Origin of the sequence: Sphingomonas sp. BK235 (assembly GCF_004345855.1) — a bacterium.
Taxonomy (GTDB): domain Bacteria; phylum Pseudomonadota; class Alphaproteobacteria; order Sphingomonadales; family Sphingomonadaceae; genus Sphingomonas.
In genome coordinates this window covers 22,730-38,560 of record NZ_SLXN01000010.1, presented here as the reverse complement: position 1 = coordinate 38,560, position 15,831 = coordinate 22,730, and the positions used below count along the sequence as shown (strand labels likewise).

The following is a 15,831-nucleotide window of genomic DNA, read 5'->3' as shown; positions in this document are numbered from 1 at the left end:
CGCGACATCCAACACGTTTTCAGCAAACAGCGGGAGCGCTAGACCGAACACGTTCCTCTAACAGCGACGGTCCGAAGCCAACATGTTGTCCGCTGCCGAATGACCGTCCGTTTCGACTCGAGCCGAATCTCGTCGGCGCCAGAGCAACGCTCAATCCCTTCGAAGGTGCTGTCAGTCTAACGCGAACCCGTCTCTACACGATGCACTTCGGGCTCCGTAGGCGACGGATCAGCTGGCGAGCGCCTGCCACTCGACCAGCGCGGCCGAGCGGCGCTGCTTGTAGCTCTGGCGACCAACGAGGTGGCGTTCGGGTTGAAGTGGTTGTGGACGTTGGCGTGGACCGAGGCGAACTTCTGTAGCGTTCGCATCTGCCGGAACCGCAGCATCGCCCGTTCTCGTCGCCTGAACAGCAGGTCCTCCACGTTCCGCGGCGACAGCGGAAAGCGCCCGTACACCAGCACCACCAGCCGGATCACCTCGGGCGACGAGTTGAATTAGCGGAACGGACTGGCGGGCCTGCGCGGCCGGGGCTTGCCCCTCCCTACCTCGATCACCTGCGCAGGGGCACTAGCGTTGACAAAGCCGCTCTCCGAGATGGTCGTAAGTGGCTTCTTACCGCTTATACGTCCGATGACGTATCACGTTCGCCGCGCTTTCCTCTCACAATCGCAGGAGCTTGATGTCGCGAGGGCGAGATGGACGGGGTTCGAGTCGGCAAGAGGGTGATCGGTGCGCAGTCGCCCGTGACGGTGGGGTGGGAGAACATTCCCAAGGTCGAGGGCGGGCCGCTTCGCCGCTCCTTCTTCACCTGGTTTCAGCCGACGATGCTGTTCGCGCTGATCGCCTTTTGGTATTACGCTCCTAACTCGATCGCCAAGGCGTCCACCGCGGTCGCTATCGGGATCGGGTTCAAGATCCTGCTACTTGGGCTCGAATGGCTCGCCCCGCGGCACGAGAGTTGGCGGCTGACGTGGAAGGAGCTGTCCGTCGACCTCTTCTACGTCAGCCTCGGCTACACCGTGCTGGGGCTGATCGAAGGTTTTATCGGCAGCGACGCGGTGATCGAGGCGGTGCAGACCTCGTTCGACTGGCACAAGCTCGCTTGGTTCATCGGCCTTCCCCTGCTGCTACAGGCCTTTATCATCTCATTCGTTTTTGACTTCGGTCAATATTGGATGCATCGCGGCATGCACAATTGGTACCCTTTGTGGGTGACGCACGCGCCACATCACTATATCACGCAGCTCAACGTCAACAAAGGTTCGGTCGGCAACCCGGTCGAGCTCTTTCTCATCGGCCTGGGGATCGGCGGCCTGTTTGACTTCCTCCCGCGTGCCGCGCTGCTCGCCGGCAGCCTGGGTCTCGCGGTCGGCACGTACCAGCATATCAACGTGCGCTTCAACTCGCCGCGCTGGTGGCGTTTCCTCTTCAACACCACGGAGCATCACAGCGTCCACCACTCGCGCGACTTCGAGGCGAGCCGCAGCAACTATGCCAGCACCTGGGTGGTCATCGACCGGATGTTCGGCACCTGCGTCGACGGCGAGGCCGAGCTGCTCGGCATGGAGGGTGGTCGCCCGATGTCGATCCGCGAGACCATGGTCTATCCGTTCGCGGAGGGCTGGCGGACGCTGAAGGAGCGGCTCGGGCGGCGTTCGGTGATGCCGGCGGAATGACGCCGCCACCGCGATTGCGATAAGAGGAACAGCGATGAACCACCGCCTGGTACAATGGATCTGGCACGTGAAGGGAAGCCTGGCGCTGCCCCCCGGGCAGACAGGCGACGAGGTCTTCGCCCGCCTCGACCCGCTGTTCCGCGAGACGGGCACGACGCGACAGCACGACGGCAGCCGGCTCCGCTTCCGCAAGCGCGACCAGGCCGCACAGGACCGCATGGCGGTGTTCGACGGCGGCGAGCTGCGGGTCGAGCGCGGTGCCGACGCGTCGGTGCTGCGCTACCATCTGACCAGCCGGGCGCTGCTGTTCTGCTTCCTCGCGCCGCTGTTGTTCCTCGCCGTCGCGCGGCTCACGGTGATCGTCGGCGAGTATAACAAGCCCACCCCGGCCGAGATCGCGGCCAAGGAGAAGCGGGAAGAAGCGAAGGCGGCGCTGCCGATGAGCCCAATCGACACCTTCCTCGGCGCGCCCGCGCCCGAGAAACCGAAGAAGAAGGATCCGAAGAGCAAGGACGACGACGACAAGCCCCGGCCGACGGCGGCCTATATCTTCGCCGGCATCTTCTCGGTGCTCTACCTGGTCGGCCGGATCGGACAGGCGCGCCTCGTCAGGCGGCTGTTCACGACGCGGCTGTCCGCGCTCTAGGGTCTGCGCCACCGCGATTGGACTGGCCGCCTGCTCCAGCGACGGCGGAACCGCTACAAAACCAACGCGTCATCGCGGGTCCATGGTTATCCGTACGGTCGGGCCGGTGTCGCACAGGTATCACGAACGCGGCGCCGGAGGCGACCAACGTCAGCGCCTGCCGCTCTGCGCCCCCCGCGTGCGCGGGCATACGGTTCCGCTCGGATAAGACAGTCGCTCGCGCGCGCCGGGCGCAGACCTCGCTCGCCGCGACCGCGTTGCGCCTAAGTCGCTCGCCCGTAAGATAAAGCCGCGGACGAACGGGAGCAGGATGTTGGTGGATCGTGGAGCGGGGCTGGACAAGCATTTCGCCAGCCGTGTCGATTGGAATCTGCTGCGCACCTTCGTCGAGATCGTCCGTGCCGGCGGCATCGGTGCCGCGGCACGCAAGCTGCACAAGCAGCAGCCCAGCATCAGCGCGGCGCTGAAGCGACTGGAGGAGCAGGTCGGCGTCCAGCTGCTCGAGCGTTCGCCCACGGGGATCAAGACCACCGCGGCGGGCAGCGCGCTGCTTGGCCTGTGCGAGGAGATGCTGGAGACCGCGCGCATGGTGCCGCACCAGGTCGCGCAGGCGACGCGGCGGGTCGAGGGCGCGGTGCGGATCCAGTTGATCTCGGCGGTCACCTCGCCCGAGTTCGACGAGTCGATCGCGAGCTTCCATCGTCGCAACCCGCACATCCACATCGAGCTGCGCGTGTCGCCGTGGCGCGCGGTGCTCGACGCGCTCGAGCAGGGCGAGGCCGAGATCGGCGTCGGCTATGACAGCAACGTGCGCGGCGGCCTGCTCTACGAGCCGCTCTTCGTTGAGCGCCAGCAGCTCTATTGCGCGCGCAGCCATCCGCTGTTCGGCCACCGCGTCGAGCGGCTCGGCGAGCTCAAGGACGAGGGCTTCGTGCTCACGGGCGAGGACGAGCTCGACACCGTCACGCGGCTGCGCCGCCGCTACCGGCTCGGCGCGCGCGCGACCGGTCGCGCCGAGGACATCAACGAGGCCAAGCGCCTGATCACGCTGGGCGTGGGCATCGGCTTCCTGCCAGTGATGGCGGCGCGGCAGGCAGTCGAGCAGCGCCAGCTCTGGCCGCTGCTCCATCCCGACATGGAGCCGTTCTACGACATCTTCCTGCTCGCCCGCGCCGAGGGAACGCGCGACACCCCGACCCAGCTGTTCCTCGACGAGGTGCTGCGGCGCCGTCGCGCGCAACACAGGTCATAGATGAGATTGATGGCTTTCATCACCATTTTCGATCTTCATCAATGAGCAGACGGCCGGCAACGTGCACCTGACCATGCCGCCGCGGGATCGCCGCCGCTCCCTTGTTCTACGGGATCGGCGGACGGGCGACAGCGGCGAGGCGATGATGGGGGTTCCTGGATGGCAGCACGACGATGGTTCAGCGGCGCAGCGGCGGTCGCGCTCTCCCTCGCGCTGACCGGCTGCGGTAGCGGGCCGGCAGGGTCGGGCGGTGAGACCGCGGGGGTGGCGAAAAAGGACTTCACCGTCGGCTGGTCGATCTACACTGGCTGGATGCCGTGGCCCTACGCGCAACAGGCCGGCATCGTGAAGAAATGGGCCGACAAATACGGCATTTCTATTCGCCTGGTGCAGGTCAACGACTATGTCGAGTCGGTGAATCAATATGCCGCGGGCAAGCTCGACGGCGTGGTCTCGACCACGATGGACGCGCTGACCATCCCCGCCGCCGGCGGCCGCGATACCACCGTACTGCTGATCGGTGATTATTCGGACGGCAACGACGGCGTCGTACTGAAGAACGCGCGCTCGATGGCCGACATCAAGGGCCGCTCGGTCAAGCTGGTCGAACTGTCGGTGTCGCACTTCCTGCTCGCGCGCGGGCTGGAGTTGAGCGGGATGAAGCTGTCGGACGTGAAGACGGTGAACACCGGCGACGCCGACATCGTCGGCGCCTTCGCCTCACCCAGCGTCGACGCGGTCGCCACCTGGAACCCGCAGCTCGCCACGATCCGCACTGCCAAGGGCGCCACCGAGGTGTTCGACAGCTCGAAGATCCCGAACGAGATCCTCGACACGCTCAACGTCAGCACCGAGACGCTGCGCGCCAACCCGAACCTGGGCAAGGCACTGGCCGGCATCTGGTACGAGACGATGGCGATCATGACGCGCGACGACGCGGCGGGCCGCGCCGCGCGCGCCGCGATGGCCAAGGCCGCCGGGACCACGCCGCAGAGCTTCGACGATCAGCTCAAGACGACGCACCTCTACGCGCGCGCGCAGGACGCCGCGGCCTATGCCGCCGACCCCGACCTCGTCACCGTGACCGACCGCGTGCGCCAGTTCAGCTTCGCGCACGGATTGTTCGGTCCGAGCGCGAAGTCCGTGGACGCGATCGGCATCAGCTTCGCCGGCGGCAAGTCGCTGGGTGATCCGAAGAACGTGAAGCTGCGGTTCGATCCCAGCTACATGAAGATGGCGGCGGACGGGAAGCTGTAGCCGCGCAGCCGGACGACCGAGCGACGGACGCCGGACCGAAGGGTCGCGGCGATCGAGGAACCATGCCCGCGATCGACGTGGGTGACGACGGGAACGAGATGGGCGAGCGACGCGACCTTAGCGACGGATCAGGCAACGGGCGGCGGACCACCGCGCCCATGGCGGGTCGCGCGTGACACGTCTGGTCGACCTGCGCCCGCGACGCGGCGCGCGGCTGCTGCTCGGCGCGGTGCCGATCGTGGCGCTGCTGCTCGTCTACCTCGTCGCCTCGCAGGCCCGCCACGCCGCCAACCCGGCGGACAAGCTGCTGCCCACCTTCTCCGCGATGGCGGAGGCGATCCACGGCTTCAGCACCGACCGCGATCCCGCCAGCGACCGCATCGTCATCGTCGCCGACACGCTGGCGAGCCTGTATCGGCTCGGCCTCGGTCTCGCCATCGCCACGGGCAGCGCGCTGGTGCTGGGGCTGCTGCTCGGCGTCGTGCCGCTCGCCCGCGCGCTGCTCGGCCCGGTGATCGCGATCATCGCGGTGATCCCGCCGGTGGCGGTGCTGCCGATCCTGTTCATCGTGCTCGGGCTCGATGAGGCGTCCAAGATCGCGCTGATCGCGATCGGCGTCGCGCCCTTCATGACGCGCGACCTCACCGGCTTCGTCACCGGGCTGCCGGCCGAGCAGATCGCCAAGGCGCAGACGCTCGGTGCCAACAGCTGGCAGCTCGCGCTGCGCGTGGCGCTGCCGCAGCTGATGCCGCGGCTGATCGAGGCGCTGCGGCTGTCGCTCGGGCCCGCCTGGGTATTCCTGATCGCGGCCGAGGCGGTCGCCGCCGATGTCGGGCTCGGCTACCGCATCTTCCTGGTCCGGCGCTACTTCGCGATGGACATCATCCTCCCCTATGTCGCCTGGATCTCGCTGCTCGCGATCGCCGCGGACGCGCTGCTGCTGCTGGTGAGCCGCCGCGCCTTCCCCTGGGCGCACAGGGGTGGCCGGTGAGCGCGCTGGTCGAGCTCCGCAACGTCTGGGTCGAATATGGCGAGAAGATCGTGCTCGAGCGCGTCTCGCTCCAGCTCGACCAGGGCGGCTTCGTCGCGGTCGTCGGCCCGTCGGGCGCGGGCAAGAGCACCTTCCTCCGACTGATCCTCGGCCAGGAAGCGCCGACGCGCGGGCAGGTGCTGCTCGGCGGCACCGCGATGCGCGCCGAGTGCGGGCCGGACCGCGGCGTCGTGTTCCAGCGCTACTCGGTGTTCCCGCACCTCACCGCGCTGCAGAACGTGCTGTTCGGGATCGAGTGCGCCGGCGCGCCGCTGACCGCGCGGCTGTTCGGCGCGCGCCGCCGAGAAGCGCGCGACACTGCCGCCGCGATGCTCGCCGCGGTCGGGCTCGAGCACAGCCTGCACGTCTATCCCGCGCAGATGTCGGGCGGCATGCAGCAGCGGCTGGCGATCGCGCAGGCGTTGGTCAAGCACCCGCGCGTGCTGCTGCTCGACGAGCCGTTCGGCGCGCTCGATCCCGGCATCCGGCTCGACATGCACGCGCTGATCACGCGGCTGTGGCAGGAGCACGGGCTGACCATCCTGATGGTCACGCACGACATCGGCGAGGCGTTCAAGCTCGGCACGCGCGTGCTCGCCTTCGACAAGCGCCGCCACGACCCGCACGCGCCGCACCGCTACGGCGCCACCGTCACCTACGACCTGTCGCTCGACCGCAAGACCCTGCCGCCGCCGGCGCTGGTCGAGGCGCTCGGCGGCGACGACCTTCCGCAGAGAGACCTCGCATGACGACTAATACCGCCGATCCCGCCGGCGCCCGCGACCACGCCCGCGCCATGGCGGGCACCCGCGTCGAGGCCATGCCGACACTCCCCGCCGCCGCCGCCGACGCGCCCGAGGGCGTGGTGTGGGAGGAGACGATCGCGTCGGGCGGCTATGCGGCGCGGCGGCTGGCGCGCGGCACGCGGCTGCGGCTGGTCGACGTCGCGGGCGACGCCTGCGCCGCGATGCTGCTGTTCAACGCCGACATGCCGACCGAGCGGCTCAACGTCGCCGACACGCTCAAGGTGCAGTGGAACGGCTATCTCGGCGCGGGGCGGCTGCTGCTCTCCGACCTCGGCCGCGTGATGATGACGATCCTGGAGGACGACGCCGGCACGCACGACGCCTTCTGCGGCGCCTCCACCGCGGCCTCGAACGCGCGCGCCTATGGCGACGGCGCCAATTACGGCCCCCACCCCAACGCGCGCGACCGCTTCCTGCTCGCGGTCGCCAAGCACGGGCTGGGGCGCAAGGACGTCCACCCCTGCGTCACCTGGTTCAAGGGCGTCCGCGTCGCCGAGGACGGCACCACCGAGCCGCAGGTCGGGCCGTTCGCGCCCGGGCGCACGCTGCTGCTGCGCGCCGAGATGGAGCTGATCGTCGTGCTCGCCAACTGCCCGCACGTGCTCGACCCGCGCGCCGACTATACCGTCACGCCGCTGCGCGCGACCGCGTGGCGCGGCGCGCCCGCCGCCGCGGACGACCCGATGCGCCACGCCACGCCCGAGGGCGAGCGCGCCTTTCTCAACACCGACGACCTCTACGCGCGCTGAAGGGAGCGACATGAGCCTTGACCTTCCCCGCCCCGGCACGCTCCGCCACGACGAGGTGGTGCCCGCGCGCGCGCCGTGGATGCACCGAGTCGACGCCGGCGAGACGCTGCGCATCATCGATCTCGAGGGCAACCAGGCGGTCGACTTCCTGATGTACGCCGCCGACGACGACGCCGAGCGCTACAGCGCGCAGGACACGATCGCGGCGCAGCGCAACATCTTCCTGCGCGAGGGCGCGGTGCTGCTGTCCAACGAGGCGCGCGCGATGATGACGATCACCGCCACCAGCGTCGCCTATCACGACACGATCGGCGGCGCCTGCTCGTGCGAGTCGAACACCCTGCGCTACGGCCACCACACCAAGGCGCAGCACAGCTGCGTCGACAATTTCCTCGACGCCAACACTCGCGCCGGCCGCGGCAAGCGCGACATGGTGTCGAACATCAACTTCTTCATGAACGTGCCGGTTGAGGCCGACGGGACGCTCGGGATCGTCGACGGCATCTCCGCGCCGGGGCTCACGGTGGAGCTGCGCGCCGAGATGGACGTGATCGTCGTCGTCTCCAACTGCCCGCAGATCAACAATCCCTGCAACGGCTTCAATCCCACGCCCGTACGCATGCAGGTGATCGGCTGATGTTCACCAAGGTCCTGATCGCCAACCGCGGCGCGATCGCCTGTCGCATCATTCGGACGCTCAAGCAGATGGGCGTCGGCTCGGTCGCGGTGTTCAGCGACGCCGACGCAGGCTCGGCGCATGTCGCGCAGGCCGACGAGGCGGTCCGCATCGGCCCCGCGCCCGCGGCCGAGAGCTATCTCGACGTTGCCGCCATCCTCGCCGCGGCGGAGGCGACCGGGGCGGAGGCGATCCACCCCGGCTACGGCTTCCTCTCGGAGAACACCGCCTTCGCCGAGGCCTGCGCGGCGCGCGGGATCGTCTTCATCGGCCCGACGCCCGACAATATCCGCGCCTTCGGGCTCAAGCACACCGCGCGCGACCTCGCCGCCGCGCAGGGCGTGCCGCTCGCCCCCGGCACCGACCTGCTGCGCGACGAGGCGGCGGCGATCGCGGCGGCGGAGCGGATCGGCTATCCGGTGATCCTCAAGGCGACCGCGGGGGGCGGCGGCATCGGCATGAAGGTCTGCGCCGATGCCGCCGACGTGCGCGACGGCTTCGCCACCGTGGCGCGGCTCGGCGCGGGCAATTTCGGCGACGGCGGCGTCTTCCTCGAACGCTATGTCGCGCGCGCGCGACACATCGAGGTGCAGGTGTTCGGCGACGGCGCGGGCCATGTCGTCGCGCTCGGCGAGCGCGACTGCTCGCTCCAGCGGCGCAACCAGAAGGTGGTCGAGGAGACTCCCGCCCCGCTGCTCCCGCCCGCGACGCGGCAGGCGCTGATCGACGCCGCGGTGCGGCTCACGGCGGCCGCGTCCTACCGCTCGGCCGGCACGGTCGAGTTCCTCTACGACGCCGAGCGCGACGACTTCTTCTTCCTCGAGGTCAACACCCGGCTCCAGGTCGAGCACGGCGTCACCGAGCAGGTGACCGGCGTCGATCTGGTCGAGTGGATGGTGCGCGGCGCGGCGGGCGACTTCGGCTTTCTGGGCGGGTTCGTCGCGGCGCCGCGGGGCGCCTCGATCCAGGTGCGCCTCTATGCCGAGGACCCGGCACAGGACTACCGCCCCAGTTCGGGCCGGCTCGTCGGCGTCACCTTCCCGGAGGGGCCGCGCGTCGACACCTGGGTCGCGGCGGGGACCGAGGTGTCGGCCTGGTACGACCCGATGCTGGCCAAGCTGATCGTCACCGCGCCGACGCGCGACGCCGCGGTCGCCGCGATCCAGGACGCGCTCGACCGCACCAGCATCGCCGGGATCGAGACCAACCTCGACTGGCTGCGCAATGTGGTGCGTTCCGACGTCTTCACCGGCGGCGCGGTGTCAACGCGCGCGCTCGCCGACATCGCCTATACGCCGCGGACGATCCGCGTGCTCGCGGGCGGCGCCTCGACCACGGTGCAGGACTATCCCGGCCGGCTGCACCTTTGGCACGTCGGCGTGCCGCCCTCGGGGCCGATGGACTCGCTCGCCTTTCGGCTCGGCAACCGGCTGGTCGGCAATGCCGAGGATGCGGCCGGGCTGGAGATCACCGCGGCCGGGCCGACCTTGCTGTTCAACGCGGCGGCGCGGATCTGCCTGACCGGCGCCGACTTCGGCGCGACGCTCGATGGCGTGCCGCTCGGCTGCTACGCGCCCGTCGACGTCGCCGCGGGTCAGACGCTCAAGATCGGCCGCGTCACCGGCGCGGGGATGCGCGGCTACATCCTCGTCGCGGGCGGGCTCGACGTGCCGCTGTATCTCGGCAGCCGTAGCGCCTTCACGCTGGGGGAGTTCGGCGGCCACGCCGGCCGCGCGGTGATGACCGGCGACACGCTCCACCTGTCGCGCACCCCGGCCGATCTGCCGGACGCGGGCGCGCTTGCCCCCGCCGACCGCCCCGCGATCACGCGCGACTGGACGCTGCGCGTGCTCTACGGCCCGCACGGCGCACCGGATTTCTTCACGCCCGGCGACATCGCGATGCTGCGCGAGACGGCGTGGAAGGTGCATTACAACTCCAACCGCACCGGCGTCCGCCTGCTCGGCCCCAAGCCCGAATGGGCGCGCCAGGACGGCGGCGAGGCGGGGCTCCACCCGTCGAATATCCACGACAACGCCTATGCGATCGGCGCGGTGGACTTCACCGGCGACATGCCGATCATCCTCGGGCCGGACGGGCCGTCGCTCGGCGGGTTCGTCTGCCCCTTCGTCGTCGCGCAGGCGGACCTGTGGAAGGTCGGCCAGCTCGCCCCCGGCGACAGCGTGCGCTTCGCACCGATCGACGAGGCCAGCGCCGCCGCCGCCGAGCGCGCGCAGGACGCGCTGGTCGCCACGCTCGCCGGCGCGGCGAGTGAGCCTGCCCCCCTAGGCGCGCTCGGCTCGCCGGTGCTGCACCGGATCACGGCGGAGGGCGTGCGCCCGGCGGTGACCTATCGCCAGCAGGGCGACCGCAACCTCCTGGTCGAGTACGGCCCGATCACGCTCGACCTCGAGCTGCGTCTGCGCGTCCATGCGTTGATGCTCGAGGTCGAGCGCGTCGGCCTGCCCGGCATCATCGACGTGACGCCGGGGATCCGCTCGCTCCAGCTCCACTATGACAGCCGGCTTCTGTCGCAGGCGGCGCTGCTCGACGCCTTGGTCGCGGCCGAGGAGCGGCTGGGCGGGCTCGACGATTTCGAGATCCCCTCGCGCGTCGTCCACCTGCCGCTGTCGTGGCAGGACCCGGCGATCTACCAGACGATCGACAAATATATGGAGTCGGTGCGCGACGACGCGCCCTGGTGCCCCGACAACATCGAGTTCATCCGCCGCGTCAACGGGCTGGGCAGCATCGACGAGGTCAAGCGGATCGTCTTCGATGCCGACTATCTCGTGATGGGGCTGGGCGACGTCTATCTCGGCGCGCCGGTGGCGACCCCGATCGACCCGCGCCACCGCCTCGTCACCACCAAATACAATCCGGCGCGGACCTGGACCCCGCCCAACGTGGTCGGGATCGGCGGCGCGTACATGTGCATCTACGGCATGGAGGGACCGGGGGGCTATCAGCTGTTCGGCCGCACCATCCAGGTGTGGAACGCGTGGCGGCAGACCGACGCCTTCCGCGACGGCAAGCCCTGGCTGCTGCGCTTCTTCGACCGGGTCCGCTTCTTCCCGGTCAGCCACGACGAGCTGACCGAGTGGCGGCGCGACTTCCCGCTGGGCCGGCGCGCGATCCGGATCGAGGAGGAGGTGTTCCGCCTCGCCGACTATCGCGCCTTCCTCGCCGAGAACGCCGACACGATCGACGCCTTTCAGGCGCGGCGCCAGGCCGCCTTCGACGCGGAGCGCGCCGCCTGGGAGCGCGACGGCGAGTTCGATCGCGTCGCCGCGCTGACCGAGGAGGCGGACTCTGCCGCGAGCGACGCCGAGATCGTGCTGCCCGACGGCTGCGAGATGGTAGAGGCGCCGTTCGGCGGCAGCCTGTGGAAGCTGCTCGTCGCCGACGGCGCGCGCGTGAGCGCGGGCGACACGATCGCGATCATCGAGGCGATGAAGATGGAATCGGCGGTGATCAGCCCGGTCAGCGGGGTCGTGCGCGGCATCTACGTGCAGGAGAAACAGGCGCTCTCGCCCGGCCGCGCGATGCTGGCGGTGGAGGTGGCATGAGCGACCTGCGCTTCGAGGTCGGCCCCATCGCCGCCGCGGTCAACGCCAGCGCGACCAGCGCGGTCGCGGTCGCGCGCGACGCACTGGCGCGGATCGCCGCTTATGCCGAGGTGCAGCCCGCGGTCTGGATCACGCGGCTGGGCGAGGAGGCGGTGCTGCGCGCCGCCGCCGCGGTCGACGCGCGCGTGGCGGCGGGCGAGACGCTGCCGCTCGCGGGCGTGCCCTTCGCGATCAAGGACAATATCGACCTCGCCGGCGTGCCGACCACCGCCGCCTGCCCCGACTTCGCCTATACGCCCGGTGCGTCCGCGGAAGTCGTCGAGCGCCTGATCGCCGCGGGGGCGGTGCCGCTGGGCAAGGCCAACCTCGACCAGTTCGCCACTGGGCTCAACGGCACGCGCAGCCCCTATGGCGCGCCCGCCTGCGTGTTCAACCGCGCCTATGTCAGCGGCGGGTCGAGCTCGGGCTCGGCGGTGGCGGTCGCGGCGGGGCTGGTCGCCTTCGCGCTCGGCACCGACACCGCGGGGTCGGGTCGCGTCCCCGCCGCCTTCAACGGGCTGGTCGGATTGAAGCCGACCAAGGGGCGGTGGAGCACGACGGGGCTGGTGCCCGCCTGCCGCACACTCGACTGTATCACCGTGCTCACCCACACGATCGCGGACGCGCGGATCGTCGACGCGGTGGTCGCCGGCTTCGATCCGGTCGACCCGTATTCGCGCAGCGGCGAGGAGCGCGCGCTCGCGCCGCGCCGCGTCGGCGTGCCGCGGCGCGACCAGCGGCTCTTCCTCGGCGACGCCGCGGCGGAGCGGCTGTACGAGCGCGCGCTGGCGACGCTCGCCGCGCGGGGGGCCGAGCTGGTCGAGCTCGACATGACCCCGCTGCGCGAGGCGGCGCTGCTGCTCTACGGCGGTCCATGGGTGGCCGAGCGGGTCGCCGCGGCGCTGCCGCTGCTCGACGAGCGCCCCGCGGCGTTCGACCCGACCGTCCGCGCCATCCTCGACGAGGGGCGCGCGACCAGCGGCGTGGACGTGTTCCGCGGCCAGTACCGCCTCGCCGAGCTGCAGCGCGCGGCGGACGAGATGTGGCAGCGCGTCGACCTGCTCGCGCTGCCCACCGCGCCGACGATCTATCGCATCGCCGAGATGCGCGCGGCGCCGGTCGCGCTCAACAGCAACCTCGGGCTCTACACCAATTTCGTGAACCTGCTCGACATGGCCGCGCTGGCGGTGCCGGCGGGCTGGCGCGACAATGGCACCGGCTTCGGCGTCACGCTGATCGCGCCGGCGTGGAGCGACACGGGCCTGCTCGACGCCGGGCAGGCCTATCTCGACGCCGCCGCGCTCCCCCCTCCCCCTCCCCTCCACATCGAGGATCGCATGGACACAGTGAAACTCGCCGTCGTCGGCGCCCATCTCGAGGGCATGCCGCTGCACTGGCAACTCACCTCGCGCGACGCGCGGCTGGTCGCCGCCACCACCACCGCGCCCAGCTACCGGCTGTACGCGATCGCGAACAGCACCCCGCCCAAGCCCGCGCTGATCCACGCCGCCGACGGCGCCGCGATCGCGGTCGAGGTGTATGAGCTCGACGTCGCCGCGTTCGGCAGCTTCGTGGTCGAGGTGCCCGCGCCGCTCGCGATCGGCTCGGTGACGCTCGCGGACGGGTCGGTCGTCAAGGGCTTCGTCGCCGAGCCGCGCGCGATCGAGGGCGCGCGCGACATCACCGCGCTGGGCGGCTGGCGCGCGTACATCGACGGTCTCTCCCGCCCGGCCGGGGCGTGACCGCCGCGGCCGACCCCTTCGACGGCGCGCCGCTCGGCGCCGAGCCCGCCGCGCACGCGCGCGCGCTGGCCGAGCTGCGGCGCGCGCGGGAGTCGGCCGAGGCGGCCAACGAGGCCAAGACGCGCTACCTCGTCGCGGTCAGCCACGAGATCCGCTCGCCGCTCAACGTCATCTACGGCTATGCCCAGCTGCTCGAGCGCGACGAGAGCCTCTCGGGCGCGGAGGCGGGCACGATCATCCGCCGCTCGGCCGAGCATGTCACCAACCTGGTCGAGGGGCTGCTCGAGATCTCGCGGATCGAGAGCGGCGTGCTGACGATCCGGCAGGACCTCGTCGACCTGCGCGCCTTGCTCCAGCACGTCGTCGACATGTTCCGCATGCAGGCGAGCGCCAAGGGGCTGACGCTGACGCTCGACGTGCGCGACCGGCTGCCCGAGCAGGTCAAGGCGGACGAGAAGAGGCTGCGGCAGATCCTCATCAACCTCGTCTCCAACGCGATCAAATACACGCCCGCGGGTCAGGTCACGCTGGCGGTGGGATACCGCAGCCAGGTCGCCGACATCGCGGTGATCGACACCGGCATCGGCATCCCGCCCGAGGACCTCGAGCGCGTGTTCGAGCCGTTCGACCGCGGCAGCCTCGCGGCGGCGCAGCGCCAGCCCGGCATCGGGCTGGGCCTCGCCATCACCCGCGTGCTCGCCCGCGTGCTGGGCGGCGACGTCGCGGTGACCAGCACGCCGGGGGCCGGCAGCACGTTCCGCTTCCGCGCCATGCTGCCATCGCCCGCAACGCCGGCGCGCGCGAGCGGGCGGCGCGGGCGGATCATCGGCTATGAGGGGCCGCGTCGCACCGTGCTGGTGATCGACGACGACCCCGCGCAGCGCCACATCCTGCGCGCGCTGCTCGGCGGGCTCGGCTTCGTCGTCCACGCCGCCGCGGACGGGACGGACGGCATCGCGCGCGCCGCCGAGGTCGCCCCCGACATCGTCCTGCTCGACATCCAGATGCCAGGGCTCAACGGCTGGCAGGTCGCCGAGCGGCTGCGCGCGGCGCACGGCGCGGCGCTGCGCATCGTCATGGTCTCGGCCGACGCGCACGCCTTCCGCGCCGGCGGGGACGGGCGCAGCAGCCACGACGCCTTCGTCACCAAGCCGGTCGAGCTGGACAGGCTCGTCGCGCTGGTCGGCACGCAGCTTGGCCTTTGCTGGGAGGAGGCCGAGCCGGTCACGCCCGCCGCTCCGCCCGCCCCCGCCCCGCCCGGGGCCGGCCTCCCACCCGAGGCCGCACCGCTGCTCGCCTGCGTGCGCGAATTCGCCGAGGTCGGGCATGTGCGCGGCGTCGAGCGCGCGATCGAGGATCTCGCGGGTGCGATCCCCGCCGCCGGTGCGCTGGCGGCGGTGCTGCGGCGGCAGCTCGGCGACTTCGACCTGCGCGCGCTGCTCGGTACCCTCGACGATGCGACGCGCTGACCCGACCGACCCGCCGCGACCTGTCGTCCTGGTGGTGGACGACACGCCCGAGGCGCTGCGTTTTCTCACCGGCACGCTGGAGGACGCGGGCATGAGCGTGCTGATCGCGATCGACGGGCGCGCCGCGCTCGATCTGCTCAAGCGGGTCACGCCCGACCTGATCCTGATGGACGCGGTGATGCCGCAGCCCGACGGCTTCGAGACGACGCGGCAGATCAAGGCCAATCCCGCCTTCCAGCACCTGCCGATCATCTTCATGACCGGTCTGACCGAGACCGAGCATGTCGTGCGCGCGCTCGACGCCGGCGGCATCGACTTCGTCAGCAAGCCGATCGAGCTCGACGAGCTGCTCGCGCGTATCCGCGTCCATCTCGCCACGGCGCGAGTCGCGCATGGCAGCCAGCTTGCGCTCGACACCAGCGGGCGGCCCGCGCTGGCAGTCGATCGCGCGGGCGAGCCGCAGTGGCTGACCCCCGTGGCGGGCGCGATGCTCGAGCGGCTGTTCCCCGGCTGGTCGGCGGCGTCGGGCACCCTGCCCGCGCCCTTCGCCGCCGCGCTGCGCCAGCTCCAGGCGAGCGCCCCGGCGCCGGGCGCGCGGATCAGCGTGTCCGCGGGCGAGCGCACGCTGGAGGCCGGGCTGCTGCGCTGCACGCCCGCGGCGCAGTGGGTGTTCCGCCTGTCCGAGCGCCACGAGGGCGAGGAGAAGACGATCCTCGCCGCGCAGCACGGCCTGACCTCGCGCGAGGCCGAGGTGCTGCTGTGGATCAGCCGCGGCAAGCCCAACCGCGAGGTCAGCGAGATCCTCCAGATCAGCCCGCGCACGGTGAACAAGCATCTCGAGCAGATCTTCGAGAAGATGGGGGTGGAGAATCGCGCGTCGGCGACCGCGATCGCGGTCACCACACTGACACGATAGACCG

The 15,831-nt window shown here is 70.8% G+C and carries 12 protein-coding genes; all 12 read left to right on the top strand.

The features are described from left to right. The first annotated feature begins 695 nt into the window (after positions 1–695). Complete coding sequence (locus tag EV292_RS19360) at positions 696–1,676, top strand: sterol desaturase family protein (RefSeq protein WP_132910911.1); 981 nt, start codon at positions 696–698, stop codon at positions 1,674–1,676. Positions 1,677–1,710: 34 nt separating this feature from the next. Beyond that, entirely contained in the window at positions 1,711–2,322 is a 612-nt protein-coding gene (locus EV292_RS19355) for a hypothetical protein (RefSeq protein WP_132910910.1), read from the top strand. A 310-nt stretch (positions 2,323–2,632) separates the two neighbouring features. Beyond that, entirely contained in the window at positions 2,633–3,574 is a 942-nt protein-coding gene (locus EV292_RS19350; RefSeq protein ID WP_132910909.1) for a LysR family transcriptional regulator, read from the top strand. A 159-nt stretch (positions 3,575–3,733) separates the two neighbouring features. Then, the gene (locus tag EV292_RS19345) at positions 3,734–4,831 is read left to right on the top strand and encodes a putative urea ABC transporter substrate-binding protein (protein WP_132910908.1); all 1,098 of its coding nucleotides are present in this window, start codon (positions 3,734–3,736) and stop codon (positions 4,829–4,831) included. Positions 4,832–5,003: 172 nt separating this feature from the next. Beyond that, positions 5,004–5,822, top strand: coding sequence for an ABC transporter permease subunit (locus EV292_RS19340; protein WP_132910907.1), 819 nt, complete (start codon positions 5,004–5,006; stop codon positions 5,820–5,822). Next, on the top strand, positions 5,819–6,610 hold the full coding sequence (locus EV292_RS19335; protein WP_132910906.1) for an ABC transporter ATP-binding protein: 792 nt from the start codon (positions 5,819–5,821) through the stop codon (positions 6,608–6,610). Before EV292_RS19340 ends, EV292_RS19335 begins: the two co-directional genes overlap by 4 nt. Further along, positions 6,607–7,416 (top strand): urea amidolyase associated protein UAAP1, encoded by an 810-nt coding sequence (locus EV292_RS19330; RefSeq protein ID WP_132910905.1) that lies wholly within the window; start codon positions 6,607–6,609, stop codon positions 7,414–7,416. The genes EV292_RS19335 and EV292_RS19330 overlap by 4 nt, the downstream gene beginning before the upstream one ends. A 10-nt stretch (positions 7,417–7,426) precedes the next feature. After that, a complete protein-coding gene (locus EV292_RS19325) occupies positions 7,427–8,053 on the top strand; it encodes an urea amidolyase associated protein UAAP2 (RefSeq protein ID WP_132910904.1) in 627 nt (208 codons plus the stop codon). Then, positions 8,053–11,661: an urea carboxylase gene (gene uca / locus EV292_RS19320; RefSeq protein WP_132910903.1), complete on the top strand. Its 3,609-nt coding sequence runs from the start codon at positions 8,053–8,055 to the stop codon at positions 11,659–11,661. Before EV292_RS19325 ends, uca begins: the two co-directional genes overlap by 1 nt. Next, positions 11,658–13,442, top strand: a complete 1,785-nt coding sequence (gene atzF / locus EV292_RS19315) for an allophanate hydrolase (RefSeq protein WP_132910902.1) — start codon at positions 11,658–11,660, stop codon at positions 13,440–13,442. The genes uca and atzF overlap by 4 nt, the downstream gene beginning before the upstream one ends. Next, a complete protein-coding gene (locus EV292_RS19310; protein WP_243693868.1) occupies positions 13,439–14,911 on the top strand; it encodes a hybrid sensor histidine kinase/response regulator in 1,473 nt (490 codons plus the stop codon). Before atzF ends, EV292_RS19310 begins: the two co-directional genes overlap by 4 nt. Beyond that, on the top strand, positions 14,898–15,827 hold the full coding sequence (locus EV292_RS19305; protein ID WP_132910900.1) for a DNA-binding response regulator: 930 nt from the start codon (positions 14,898–14,900) through the stop codon (positions 15,825–15,827). Before EV292_RS19310 ends, EV292_RS19305 begins: the two co-directional genes overlap by 14 nt. The last annotated feature ends 4 nt before the right edge of the window (positions 15,828–15,831 follow it).